Genomic DNA, 13,109 nt, shown 5'->3' with positions numbered 1-13,109 from the left:
CTACTCCGCCGTGCCGATGGCTTCGGCCAGGTCGAGGATTCGGCGCGCGTTCTCCACGTGCAGGTTTTCGATCATCCGCCCGTCCACGGTGACCACGCCCTTACCCGCCGCGCGTGCTTCTTCGAAGGCGGCGGTGATCTTCCGCGCCGAGGCGATCTCCGCCGCCGACGGTGCGAAGATCCGGTTGCACGGCTCCAGCTGCGCCGGGTGGATCAGGGTCTTCCCGTCGAAACCGAACTGGCGGCCCTGCACGCATTCCGCCTCGAAGCCTTCGACGTCCTTCACATCGTTGTAGACGCCGTCCAGGATCACCTTGCCGGTGGCCCGCGCGGCCAGCAGCGCCAGCGACAGCCCGCCCAGCAGCGGCGCCCGGCCCGGCACGAACTCCGCGTGCAGTTCCTTCGCCAGGTCGTTCGTGCCCATCACCAGCACGGTCAGCCGGTCCGACGCGGCCGCGATCTCCTCCGCGTGCAGCATCGCGACCGGCGTTTCCAGCATCGCCCAGATCTTGGTGTGCTCGGGCGCGCCGCCCAGTTCGAGCGCGCGCTCGATGTTGTGCACCTCGCCCGCCGAGTTCACCTTCGGCACCACCACCGCGGCCGGACCGGCCTGCGCGGCGGCGCGGAGATCGGCGTCGTGCCATTCGGTGTCCAGGCCGTTGACCCGGATCGTCACCTCACGCGAGCCGTACTGCGAAACCGACGCGCACACCCGCTCCCGCGCCGCTTCCTTGGCGTCCGGCGCGACGGCGTCCTCGAGGTCGAGGATGAGCGCGTCGGCGGGCAGCGTCTTCGCCTTCTCCAGCGCGCGCTCGTTCGCGCCGGGCATGTAGAGCACGGACCTGCGTGGTCTCAAGACTGAGCCTCCCGGTAGGCCTCGGCCAGTTCCGGATCGGACGCGGCCAGCGCGTCGGCCAGCTCCGCCACCACCCGGCACTGCTTCACCGAGGCGTCGTCCTGCATCTTCCCGTCGATCATCACCGCGCCGGTGCCATCACCCATTTCGGCGATCACCCGGCGCGCCCAGGCCACGTCCTCCGGCGACGGCGAGAACACCCGCTTCGCGATGTCGATCTGCGCCGGGTGCAGGCTCCACGCGCCCACGCACCCGAGCAGGAACGCGTTGCGGAACTGGTCCTCGCACCCGACCACGTCGCGGATGTCCCCGAACGGCCCGTAGTACGGCAGGATCCCGTGCATCGCGCACGCGTCGACCATGCGCGCCACCGTGTAGTGCCACAGGTCCTGCTGGTAGGTGGTGCGCCCGGCGGTCAGGTCCTCGCCGACCGGGTCGGTGCGCACCAGGTAACCCGGATGCCCGCCACCCACCCGGGTGGTCTTCATCCGGCGGCTCGCGGCCAGGTCGGCCGGCCCGAGCGAGATGCCCTGCATGCGCGGGCTGGCCCCGGCGATCTCCTCCACGTTGGCCACCCCGGAGGCGGTCTCCAGAATGGCGTGCACCAGCAGCGGCCGCTCCAGCCCCGCCCGCGCCTCCAACTGCGCGAGCAGCCGGTCGACGTAGTGGATGTCCTGCGCGCCCTCCACCTTCGGCACCATGATCACGTCGAGCTTGTCGCCGATCTCGGTGACCAGCGTGATCAGGTCGTCCAGCACCCACGGCGAATCGAGGCTGTTCACCCTGGTCCACAGCTGCGTGCTGCCGAAGTCGTTGGCCTTGGCGATCTCCACCAGCCCGGTGCGCGCGGCCTCCTTGCGGTCGGCCTTCACCGCGTCTTCGAGGTTGCCGAGCAGCACGTCGACCTTCTTGGCGATCTCCGGCGCCTTGGCGGCCATCTTCTCGTTGCTCGGGTCGAAGAAGTGGATCATGCGCGAAGGCAGCGCGGGGATCTGCCGGACGGGCTCCGGCGCTCCCACGGCCAGTGGCGCGAAGAAGTCCTTCGGCGAGCGCATCGAACCTCCAACGGGTTGGCGTACCGACGGGTAACCCTAACTCTGGTTGCCGGGAACCGCTGCGGTGCACGTCACCTCCAAGTGGGGGTGACTAAGGAGGCCGGGGTGAGCGAGCCGGGGTTCACGGAGCTGGAGTCCCTCGGCGACGGCAACTTCGGCCGCGTGGTGCTCGCGCGCCAGGACCGCACCGGTGCGGTGGTCGCCGTCAAGTACCTCTTCGACTGGCTCCCGCTCGACGAATTCCGGGTCGAAGCCGCCGCCTGGCAGCACCTGGACAGCCCGTACGCCGTCCGCCTGCACGAGTTCATCGAGTCCTCCCGCGCGCTGGTGATGGAGGCCGTGCCCGGCGTCTCGCTGCACCGCCTGCTGCACGACAACGGCGCGCTCCCGCCGGAGGCCGCGCTCGCCGTGTTCAAGAACACGCTGCTCGGGCTCGCCGACGCACACGCCATCGAGCTGGTCCACCGCGACCTCAAATCGGCGAACGTGCTGGTCACCGACGACGGCCAGGCCAAGCTGGTCGACTTCGGCACCGCCGCGCTGGCCGGGGAGTCCGGCACCACCGCCGCCGACATCTACGCCGCGACCTGCGTGTTCTTCGAATGCCTCACCGGTCACCCGCCGTACGAAGCGGACGATCCGGACACGCTGCGCCAGTTGCACCGCTACGCGCCCATCCCGTTCGGTGAGGTGCCGGAACCGCTGTGGGGCCTGCTCACCTGGGGCATGGCGAAGGATCCGGCGTACCGCCCGGCCAGCGCCGAGCAGTTCGCCGACGCGCTGGAAACCGTGGCGACCACCACCTACGGCAAGAAGTGGGAACGTCGGGGCCGCGCCATCCTGGCGGCGGACCCGGCCGAACCACCGGCGACCGGGCTGCTGCTGAAAAGCGGCGTGGTCGTGCTCGGTCTCGCCGTGATCGCCGCCGGGGTCGTGTTTGTCGTGACCAGGGAAGAGGAACCGCCGCCCGCCGCGCCCCCGCAGATGCTGCAGCAGGTGCTGACCGTCGCGGTCGAGCCGGTGGCCGAGCGCGAAGCCACCTTCGCCATCGAGGGCGAGATCGTCCAGGTGCACGGCTACCAGGACCTGCTCGTCGGCGCCCGGGTCAACCAGGCGCTGCGCCACCCGTTCGACGAGCACCGCGAAAAGCTGCGCGCCGACAACCAGGACGGGACGTCAAAACCGACGATCGTGCTGCAGACCGGCGAACTACTGTCCGTGCGTTACGACAACAGGAGCGGCGACGAGCAGCCCTACCCCCGAGCCGTCACCGTCGCGCTCAACGAGGGCAAACCGCTGGGCGTGCGCGAACTGCTGACCCCGGAAGCGTTGAGCGACAACGGCATCGACCAGCTTTCCCACCGGCTCGACTACCACCGTCGCTGCGAGAACAAAACCCTGAACGCCGACGAGCTGGTGCTCGCCCTCGCACCGGACGGCGTGGCCTTCGCCCTCACCTGCCAGAAGCCGGAAACCGTGCTGCTCCCGTATGCGCGGATGACCGACCTGCTCGCCCCGGAGGTTCTCAAACTGCTCCCCGACCAGCGTTCGGTGCCCCCGGCGCCGACCACGACGACCCCGCCGCCGAAGGACGAGGCGTTCCGCTTCGGCGCGCTGAACCTCCGCCTGCCCACCCGCTTTTCCGTGCAGAACCAGGGACTGGAGAAGGTGGTCGTGGACGGCACCGGCTGCGCGGACCCGAAGCGCTACTACAACTGCGAGTACTTCCTGGTCACCGACAACACCCAGGCCAGCGACGAGCAGCCCAAGTACGAGCCCGGCAAGCCTTACCGCCGCAGCGCGAACGGCCGCGCGTGCAACGCCGCCGGGCGCAAGGACCTCAAGCAGGACGGTGCCGCGACGCTGGTCGAAAGCGCCACGGTGAAGGTCGGCGACCAGGACGCGACCTACGAGAAGTGGACCGTGCGGTGCGTCCGGCCCGGCAGCTCCGAAGCCGAGGCCGAGCTGACCCAGCGGATCTGGTTCGTGCCGTCGAAGAACGTGGTCATCGAGGACGAGTGGGGCATCGCCGAACTCGACGAGGCACTGGCGAAGGCGGTCTGGCGGTGAGCGGATGGACGCTCCCCGGCTTCACCGAAGTGAAGGCACTGGGGGAAGGCGGTTTCGGCCGCGTGGTGCTGGCGCGCCAGGAGGGCACGGGCGCCGAGGTGGCGATCAAGTACCTGTACGCCGAGCACCTCGCCGATCCGCGGCTGGTGGCCGCGTTCCGGCAGGAAGCACGGGTGCTGTCGCAGGTGGTCAGCCCGTATGTGGCGCGGTTGCACGAGTTCATCGAGACGCCCGACGGCGCGGCGATCGTGATGGAAGCCGTGCCGGGCGTCCCGCTCAGCGCGATCCTCACCGCGGAAGGGGAGCTCACCCCGGAAGCGGCGCTGGTGGTGCTCAAGGGTTCGCTGCTCGGCCTGTCCGCCGCGCACGCCGCCGGTGTGGTGCACCGGGACTACAAACCGGACAACGTGCTGGTGCGGCCGGACCGCCAGAGCAAGCTGGTCGACTTCGGCATCGCCGTGCTGGCCGGGGAAACCGGGCTGTCCGTCGGCACGCCGGGTTACATGGCACCCGAGCAGTGGGCCGGGAACGCGGCCACCCCGTCCACCGACGTCTACGCGGCGACCTGCGTGTTCTTCCAGTGCGTCACCGGACATCGGCCGTATGAGGCAGCCGACCGCGAAGCCCTGCGCAATCTGCACGCCCACGCGCCCATCCCGTTCGGTGAGGTGCCGGAACCGCTGTGGCGGCTGGTCGAGCGCGGCATGGCGAAGGATCCCGCGGCACGGCCGGGCACCGCGGCGATCTTCCTGTCCGAACTGGAATCCGCCGCGGTCGCGGCCTACGGCCCGGACTGGGAGGACCGGGGTTGGACGCGACTGGCCCAGCGGGCGGGCGCGCTGCTCGCGGTGTCGCCACTGGCGATGCTGGCGGGGGCGACCATGCTCGCGCCCGCCGGAACGGGTGCTGGTGCCGTCGCCGGATCGGGTGGGGTGGTCGCCGCCGGTGCGGGTGGCGGGATGCTGGTCAAGGCGGGCGCGATCCTGGTCGGCGCCGCGCTGGTCGGCACCGGCGCGGTCATCGTGGTCAACTCCACCGGCGAGGACCCGCCGCCGGAAGCCCCACCGCCCGCGGTCGAACAGGTCGCGCTGACCGCCGACGTGCGCACCCGGACGGAGAACTTCGGCACCTTCGACTTCAACGGCCAGTACGTGGCGATCAGCGGTCTCGGCGACCCTGCCGTGCAGAATCGGGTCAATGAAGCACTGATGGCCCCGGTGGACGACTGGATCGAATACGTCCGCGAGATCAATCCCGATCCGGCGACCGACACCCCGCACCTGAGTACGCAGGCCGAAATCCGCCGCCAGGACGACAAGGTGCTCTCGGTGAAGTACACCCGCCGCATCGACTCCATGCAGTTCGGCAACCGCGGCGGGTACAGCGTCCGCGGTGTCACCCTGGACCTGAAAACCGGTGACGTGCTCACCACGCCCGAGGTGTTCGCCGATGCCGCGACCAGCCAGTCCGGCGCGACCGCGCTGGAAGAGCGGCTGCTCGCCCGCTCGCCCGGCGGGTTCTGCGGCGGGCAGACCGAGCACGAGCCGATGGGCCCGCACCACCTCACGCAGCCCTACACCGCGGGCGACGGTGATCCGGCGGTGCAGGCGGTCTTCGCCGCCGACGCCGTGGAGTTCGACGTGTACGGCTCGGCCTTCGGCGGTCCGATGGCCTGCGACCACCAGACGGTCGTGGTGCCCTATCCCGACGTGGCCGACCTGATGACCGCCGAGGCCGCCGCGTTGCTGGGCACCGGCGCGGCGCCGCCCGCCGAGCAGCGGCTCGACCTCGGCTTCTTCACGCTCACCGTGCCGCAGGAGTGGCGGCTGTCCAACGAAAGCAGCACCGGCAGGCTGCTCGCGCGATCCGCCGACTGCGTGCGGGAGGGCTGTCCCGGAGTGCGGATCGCCTACGGTTCCGCCGTCGAACACGAGCCCGGACGCCCGTGTGCCCCGGCCGGCGCGCCGGGCCAGGTGACCACCGGTGCCGAGCGGCTCAAGCAGGAACTGCGCCCGTTCGGCACCAAGAAGGCCGCCTACGAGGAGTGGCGCATCACCTGCTCCGGCGGGGCGGATTTTGTGGAACGGTCGTGGACCCTGCCGAAGACGGGCATGATCTTCGCCGACGACTGGAACACACCCGGTCTCGACCAGATCCTGGAGCGTGCGACGTGGCGGTGAGCGAGTGGGCGCTGCCGGGGTTCACCGAGGTGGACCGGCTGGGGGAGGGCAGCTTCGGCCGCGTGGTGCTGGCCAGGCAGGACAGCACCGGGCACACCGTGGCGATCAAGTACCTGTTCGCGCGGCACCTGGCCGATCCGCGGCTGGTGGACGCGTTCCGGCAGGAAGCACGCGTGTTGTCGCAGGTGGTCAGCCCGTATGTGGCGCGGTTACACGAGTTCATCGAGACGCCCGACGGCGCGGCCATCGTGATGGAGGCCGTGCCCGGCGTGCCGTTGCGCGCGATCCTGGAGTCCGACGGCGCGCTCGCGCCGGAAGCCGCGCTGGCGGTGCTGAAGGGCTCGCTGCTCGGCCTGTCCGCCGCGCACCACGCGGGCATCGTGCACCGGGACTACAAACCGGACAACGTGCTGGTGGACACGCACCGCCAGAGCAAGCTGGTCGACTTCGGCATCGCCGTGCTGGCCGGGCAGGCCGGGCTTTCCGTCGGCACGCCCGCGTACATGGCGCCGGAGCAGTGGGCGGGCTCGGCCGCTTCGCCCGCGACGGATGTCTATGCGGCGACGTGTGTGTTCTTCCAGTGCATTGCCGGGCACCGGCCGTTCGAAGCGGACAGCACCGAGGTCCTGCGCAACCTCCACGAGTACGCGCCGATCCCGTTCGGTGAAGCGCCCGAACCGGTGCGTGGCCTGATTTCGCGTGGCATGGCGAAGAACCCGGCCGAACGGCCCGCCTCCGCCGACGCCTTTCTGTCCGAATTGGAATCGACGGCGGTCGCCGCGTACGGCGAGGACTGGGAGGACCGCGGCTGGGGCAGGCTCGCCCAGCGCGCGGGCGCGTTGCTCGCGTTGTCCCCGCTGGCCATGCTCGCGGGTGCTTCGGCGCTGGCCCCGGCCGGTGCGGGCGCGGCCGGGGTGGCCGTCGCGGGCTCGGGCGGGGTGGCCGCCGCGGGCGCCGGCGGCGGGGTGCTGGTCAAGGCGGGCGCGATCCTGGCCGGAGCGGCGCTCGTCGGCACGGGCGTGATCGTCGTGGTGAACAACTCCGGCGACGACCCCGCACCACCACCGCCGGTGGTGCGGAACGTGGCGATGCAGGTGAGCACCAACGTCACCACCGAGCGCGCGCCGGGGTCCACTGTGGACGTCAACGCGCAGTTCCTCAGCGTCGGCGGCGGCGCGGATCCGGGCGTGACGCAGCGGATCAACACCGCGCTGCGCGAGCCGGTCGACCGCTGGGTCGCCTTTGTCAGCCGGTCCGCGCCGGAATGGGGGCAGAACACCGGTGGCCCGCCGGTGATCGGCACCGACGCCACGGTCGGGCTACAGAACGACGAGCTGCTGTCCGTCCGGTACACGCACAAGGTGACCAACCCACCGCATTCGACGTGGATGTTCAAGAGTTCGGCGCTGACCTTCGACCTGCGCACCGGTGAACTGCTCACGCCGGACAAGCTGCTCCGGCCGGAGAAGCGGAACCCGGCGGGCATGACCGAACTCGCCGGCGCGCTGTGGCCGGGCGGCGACCCGTGCCGCGAAGGCGGCAGCACCCCGGCGATCCCGCTCGACGCGCTGAGCGCGGCGGACTCCATCGAGCGTCCCTTCGAGCTGCTGCTCACCCCGGACGGGGTCGAATTCGCCGTGGAGATGCAGACCTTCGGCGGCTCCACCGCCTGCGGGGTCAGCGACGGCGAGCTTTCCTACGACGCGCTCGGTGGCCTGTTCGCGCCCGCTTTGCTGGCCAAGGTCAACGCCGCGCCCGCGTCTTCTGGGCCGTCTGTGCCGTCTTCGAGCAAGCCAGCGGGGCCGACGGAAAAGCTTGCTGTGGGCCCGCTCACCTTCACCGTGCCGTCCACCTGGACGCGGCGCCCGCAGGGCCTGGAACAAGTGGTGGTCGACGCCGCGGAATGCGCTGATCCGGTGAAGTACTTCAACTGCCGGTACTTCATGGTGACCGACAACACAAAAGCGAATTCCGAACAGCCTGCCTACGAACCCGGAAAACCTTATCGGCGCAGTGCGAACGGCCGCGCCTGCAATGCCGCCGGGCGCAAGGACCTGTGGCAGGACGGCGAATCCACCCTCGAAGAGAGCACGGCGGCCCAGGTCGGCGGCCGTGCCGCCCGGTTCGAACGCTGGTCCGTGGAATGCGTTCCGCGTGGTTCGGCCGGCGGCGGCACCGGCGTCCGGATCACCCAGCGAATCTGGTTCGTGCCGTCGTCGAACGTGGTGATCGTCGACGAGTGGAACGTGCCGGGACTGCCGGAGATCCTCAATTCCGCGGAATGGAACTGAGCCCGGCGAACCCACCGTTCGGCGGGGTCTCACCCGTCCGGCGGCACCGTCGGGCCGAAGTCCGATGACCGCCCATCGACCGGTCACCGATGGCTGAGCGCCGCCGATCGCAGGTGCCCGGTTGACGTGGCGCTCTCGCCGGACCGCCCTGGTACCAAATTCATGTGCCTCTTTTCACGAGGCACGTGACTCGAGCGGTACCAACGGCGAAGGAAAGAGGAGGCGGACCCGTGGCGGTGACACCAGGAGAGGTCGCGGTGACCGGCGGTGCGAACGGCACCCGGTCGTTGCCGAGCCGCGTTGTGCCGCCGCACCAGCTGCCCTCGACGCCCGACGAGCTGGCTGCCGAAGCCGCCGCCCGGCTCGGCTGGCACGGCGTGGTGCTGCCGGAGATCCGGCTGCTCGGCCGCAAGGTGAACCTGGTCGCGCGGCTGCGCACGGTGGCACACGCCGAGCGCATCGCGATGGGTGTCGCCCCGGTCACCGACCGTGCCGTGGTGGACACCTGGACCTGGCCCGAGTTCGTCGGCAGCGCGCCGGCCGCCGCGGTGGAGATCGCCGGTGTGCTCACCGTGCAGCGCCACTGGCGGACCGGCCTGGCCGCGCTGGTGCCGTTCGCCCGCTACGGCGAGACCGCGATGGTGCTGCCCTCGGCCGCCACGCTCACCGAGGACTACGTGGACAACTGCCTGCCGCGGGCCCGCACCTACGGCATGGCCGTGCTGACCGCCGACGAGGACGCCGTGGTGGAGACCGACCTGCTCGGCCACTCCGAACGACTGCTGGTCACCGGCGACCCGATCTCCCGCTGGGTCAACGAGGTCGCCTACGAGCTGCTGCTCGCGCACGAACTCCCGGCTGCCGTGGACTGAGATCGCTGCGGCGCGATCCAGCGGTTCCGCATAGGGTCGGTGTCATGCGAGTTGTGATTGCCGGCGGACACGGACAGATCGCGCTGCGGCTGGAGCGGTTGCTCGCCGCGCGCGGTGACCAGGCGGTGGGCATCATCCGCAAACCGGAGCAGGCGGCCGACCTCCGCGACTCGAGCGCGGAACCGGTGGTGCTCGACCTCGAAACCGCCGAACTGGACGCCGTCGCCGAAGTGCTGCAGGGCGCCGACGCCGCGGTGTTCGCGGCCGGTGCCGGTCCGGGCAGCGGCTCCGCTCGCAAGGACACCGTGGACCGCGGGGCGGCCGCGTTGTTCGCCGAGGCCGCCGAGCGCGCCGGCGTCCGGCGGCACCTCCAGGTCAGCGCGATGGGCCTGGACCGCGCCGACGAGCCCGGCATGGACGAGGTCTTCTCCGTTTACCTGAAGGCCAAGGCCGCCGCCGAGGACGACCTGCGGGCGCGTGACCTCGACTGGACCATTCTCCGGCCGGGCCGCCTCACCGACGATCCCGGCACCGGGCAGGTCCACCTCGCCGAGTCGGTGGACTACGGCACGATCACCCGCGACGACGTGGCCGCCGTGCTGGTCGCGCTGCTGGACGAGTCGCGCACGGTGGGCCGCACCCTCGAACTGGTCGAGGGCCACACGCCGATCGAGGAAGCCCTCGAAAGAATTTAGGTCGCGGGGCCGAGCACCCGGTCCAGGTAGGCGTTGGTGAACACCCCGCTCGGATCGACGTCCTTGCGCACCTTGAGGAAGTCGTCGAAGCGGGGATACCGCTCGCGCAGCACGGACGCGTCCAGGTTGTGCATCTTGCCCCAGTGCGGGCGGCCGCCGACCGCGCCGGCGATCTTCTCGAACGCGGCGAAGTACTCGCGGTAGGGCATGCCGACGAACTGGTGGATGGCGATGTAGGCGGAGTCGCGGCCGTGCGCGGTGGACAGCCAGATGTCGTCGGCCGCGGCCACGCGCACCTCCACCGGGAAGGCCACCGGGTTCTCCAGCTTCGGCACCAGCGCGCGGAGTTCGCCGAGCACGTCGTGCAGGGATTCACGCGGGATGGCGAACTCGGACTCGACGAACCGCACCCCGCGATGGGTGACAAAAACGCGGTGCGAGGTGTCGCTGTATTCGCGTGCCGAGAGCACCGAGGACGCGAGCTTGCCCAGCGGCCGGACCAGGCCGGGGACCGTGCGGCCGATCCGGCACAGCGCGCCGAACGCGGTGTTCTCCATGATCCGGTAGTCGACGAACTGCCGCGCCCGGCTCAACGGCTCGGGCTCGGTGCCCGCCGGCTGCCGGTTGTTGCGCTTGACCAGCGCGTTCCGGCCGTACGGGAACCAGTAGAACTCGAAGTGGTCGTTGGTGTCGGCCTCGTCGTGGAAGGATTCGAGCACGCCTTCCAGCGGTTCGGGGCGTTCCTCGGCGGCGAGCACGAAGGCCGGTTCACACTGCAGGGTGACGGTGCTGATCACGCCGAGCGCGCCGAGGCCGACGCGGGCGGCGTGGAACAGCTCCGGGCGGCGGCCGGCCGAGCAGCCGACCACGGTGCCGTCCGCCAGCACCAGTTCCAGCCCGGCGACCTGCGTGGCGATGCCGCCGAACGCGGCGCCGGTGCCGTGCGTGCCGGTGGAGATGGCGCCGGCGATGGTCTGCGCGTCGATGTCACCCAGATTGGTCATCGCCAGGCCGAGCCGGTCGAGTTCGGCGTTCAGCTCGCGCAGCGTGGTGCCCGAGCGCACGGTGACCTGCTTGGCTTCGAGATCGGCCGAGGCCAGCCCGGTCCACTGGGTGAGGTTGACGGCGTCGGAATCGGCGACCGCGATCGGGGTGAACGAGTGGCCGCTGCCCAGCGCGCGCACGCGGCGGCCGTCGACCGCGGCGTCGGTCACGGCTTCGGCGATTTCCGCGACACTGCGTGGTTTGTGCACCCGCTGGGGGCTGGCCGTCGCGGTGCCTGCCCAGTTCGTCCACCGTGTCATCAACTGATCCCGTCGCCGGCTGTGGGTAAGCGAACGATAAGTGAATAGTATTCGCGTTTCAAGCGTGTTTGTCGTACCGTACTGGGAGTGAACCTGCCTGATGCCACCGCGTTCGACCTGGCGACGAAGGATCTCGACCCGCCGCTGGCGGTCGTCGACCTCGCCGCCTTCGACGCGAACGCCGACGACCTCGTGCGGCGGGCGAGCAAGCCCCTCCGCGTGGTGAGCAAGTCGGTGCGCTGCCGGGCGCTGCTGGAACGCGTGCTGGCCAAGCCGGGGTTCCGCGGCGTGATGAGCTACTCGCTGGCGGAGGCGTTGTGGCTGGTCGAGACCGGTACGGCGGACGACGTGGTGGTCGCCTACCCGACCGTGGACCACGCCGCGCTGCGCCGCCTGGCCGCCGACGACCGGGCCCGCGCCGCTGTTTCGATCATGGTGGACTCACCAGCGCACCTGGACGTGGTCGATTCCGCGCTGGGCTTCGACCACCCGGAGATCCGCGTCTGCCTGGAACTGGACGCGTCGTGGCGCCCGCTCCGCGCACTGCACGTCGGCACGCGGCGGTCGCCGGTGTTCACGCCACGCCAGGCTCGCGATTTCGCCGCGGCGATCGATGCGCGGCCGGGGTTCCGGCTGGTCGGGATGATGGCTTACGAAGGGCAGATCGCCGGTTTCCCGGACGCGGCCGGCGGCCGGCTGCAGTCGGCGGCGGTCCGCTGGATGCAACGGAAGTCCGCGGCTGAATTGCTGGCCCGGCGCGGCGCCGCGGTCCGCGCGGTGCGGGAGGTCGCGGACCTGGAGTTCGTCAACGGCGGCGGCACGGGCAGCGTCGAGGTCACCGGCTCGGACGCCTCGGTCACCGAAATCGCCGCGGGCTCGGGCCTGCTGGGCCCGACCCTGTTCGACGGCTACACCCGCTTCCAGCCAAAACCGGCCGCGATCTTCGCCCTCCCGGTGGTCCGCAAACCCACGCGGGCCATCGCCACCCTGTTCTCGGGCGGCTACGTCGCCTCGGGCCCGGCGGCCGCTTCACGCCTGCCTTCGCCGTACCTGCCCGCGGGCCTGAAACTGCTGGGTCTCGAAGGCGCAGGCGAGGTGCAAACCCCGGTCACCGGCCGCGGCGCGCGACACTTGAACGTCGGCGATCGAGTCTGGCTACGCCACGCGAAGGCCGGGGAACTCGCGGAGCGCTTTACCCACTACCACCTCATTCAAGGTGATCGAGTGGAGCAAACCGTCCCCACCTACCGAGGCGAACACCAAAGCTTCGGCTAACCAGGCCCCGGGCTCCCCTCGACCCGAAAACCCCTTGGCACACCGGGATTCCTACCCAGGGCCTCCCACCTGCTCAACCCCATCGGGCCAAGGCGCCCACCCGCCCGACGAGGTGCACCAACCTACCGAGGTGAACACCAAAGCTTCGGCCAGCCAGCCCGGGCCCTCCTCGATCTGTCCGCCCGCAACCCTTTGGCACACCAGCATCCCTGCCCAGCGCCCCCCACCTGCTCAACCCCACCGGGGCCAAGGCCCACCCGCCCAACTACAGCCCCCGCCGCTCCCAGGGGGGCGTTCCCATGCCCACTCTACGACGAATTCGCCGGGGGCTCGGCGGGATGCGGTGGTTGTCCACAGTGGTCATCCATTGTGGATAAGTGGCGGCTCGGATGGGGGATGCGGTTGCTTGTGCGGCGGGGCGCGTGCATGCGGACCGGCCCCCACCCCGGCGCTTGATCGTGACGACGGAAGGGGATTGGTTGTCAAGGCGGGAAAGCGTGCCTTGACAACCA

At 70.6% G+C, this 13,109-nt stretch carries 9 protein-coding genes; 6 read left to right on the top strand and 3 right to left on the bottom strand.

Features of this window, described 5'->3' with window-relative positions:
* Both A4R43_RS29320 and A4R43_RS29315 read right to left on the bottom strand, forming a co-directional pair.
* Positions 1-855 carry an HpcH/HpaI aldolase/citrate lyase family protein gene (locus tag A4R43_RS29320; RefSeq protein WP_162788644.1) on the bottom strand — a complete coding sequence of 285 codons (855 nt, stop codon included), beginning with the start codon at positions 853-855 and terminating at the stop codon, positions 1-3.
* Positions 852-1,910, bottom strand: a complete 1,059-nt coding sequence (locus A4R43_RS29315) for an HpcH/HpaI aldolase/citrate lyase family protein (protein ID WP_113695243.1) — start codon at positions 1,908-1,910, stop codon at positions 852-854. Before A4R43_RS29315 ends, A4R43_RS29320 begins: the two co-directional genes overlap by 4 nt.
* 105 nt (positions 1,911-2,015) lie before the next feature.
* Between A4R43_RS29315 and A4R43_RS29310 the strand changes: the two genes are divergently transcribed.
* The 5 genes from A4R43_RS29310 (at position 2,016) to A4R43_RS29290 (ending at position 10,018) form a co-directional block, all read left to right on the top strand.
* Positions 2,016-3,980: a serine/threonine-protein kinase gene (locus A4R43_RS29310; protein WP_236808355.1), complete on the top strand. Its 1,965-nt coding sequence runs from the start codon at positions 2,016-2,018 to the stop codon at positions 3,978-3,980.
* Positions 3,977-6,160 carry a serine/threonine-protein kinase gene (locus A4R43_RS29305; RefSeq protein WP_113695241.1) on the top strand — a complete coding sequence of 728 codons (2,184 nt, stop codon included), beginning with the start codon at positions 3,977-3,979 and terminating at the stop codon, positions 6,158-6,160. Before A4R43_RS29310 ends, A4R43_RS29305 begins: the two co-directional genes overlap by 4 nt.
* Positions 6,151-8,451, top strand: coding sequence for a serine/threonine-protein kinase (locus A4R43_RS29300; RefSeq protein WP_205215105.1), 2,301 nt, complete (start codon positions 6,151-6,153; stop codon positions 8,449-8,451). The genes A4R43_RS29305 and A4R43_RS29300 overlap by 10 nt, the downstream gene beginning before the upstream one ends.
* A gap of 230 nt (positions 8,452-8,681) precedes the next feature.
* Positions 8,682-9,323, top strand: coding sequence for a hypothetical protein (locus A4R43_RS29295; protein WP_113695240.1), 642 nt, complete (start codon positions 8,682-8,684; stop codon positions 9,321-9,323).
* A gap of 44 nt (positions 9,324-9,367) precedes the next feature.
* Positions 9,368-10,018, top strand: a complete 651-nt coding sequence (locus A4R43_RS29290; protein ID WP_113695239.1) for an NAD(P)H-binding protein — start codon at positions 9,368-9,370, stop codon at positions 10,016-10,018.
* Here A4R43_RS29290 and A4R43_RS29285 read toward each other — a convergent pair.
* On the bottom strand, positions 10,015-11,322 hold the full coding sequence (locus tag A4R43_RS29285; protein WP_113695238.1) for a D-arabinono-1,4-lactone oxidase: 1,308 nt from the start codon (positions 11,320-11,322) through the stop codon (positions 10,015-10,017). The genes A4R43_RS29290 and A4R43_RS29285 overlap by 4 nt on opposite strands.
* 93 nt (positions 11,323-11,415) lie before the next feature.
* Here A4R43_RS29285 and A4R43_RS29280 point away from each other — a divergent pair, with 93 nt between their 5' ends.
* On the top strand, positions 11,416-12,597 hold the full coding sequence (locus A4R43_RS29280; RefSeq protein WP_113697977.1) for an amino acid deaminase/aldolase: 1,182 nt from the start codon (positions 11,416-11,418) through the stop codon (positions 12,595-12,597).
* The last annotated feature ends 512 nt before the right edge of the window (positions 12,598-13,109 follow it).

The sequence above is a fragment of the Amycolatopsis albispora genome (assembly GCF_003312875.1).
GTDB lineage: Bacteria > Actinomycetota > Actinomycetes > Mycobacteriales > Pseudonocardiaceae > Amycolatopsis > Amycolatopsis albispora.
This window is presented reverse-complemented; position numbering and strand designations above follow the sequence as displayed.

Coding starts and splice junctions, on each gene's coding strand:
- A4R43_RS29315 (WP_113695243.1), bottom strand. CDS start 1,910: ATGCGCTCGCCGAAGGACTTCTTCGCGCCACTGGCCGTGGGAGCGCCG.
- A4R43_RS29290 (WP_113695239.1), top strand. CDS start 9,368: ATGCGAGTTGTGATTGCCGGCGGACACGGACAGATCGCGCTGCGGCTG.
- A4R43_RS29285 (WP_113695238.1), bottom strand. CDS start 11,322: ATGACACGGTGGACGAACTGGGCAGGCACCGCGACGGCCAGCCCCCAG.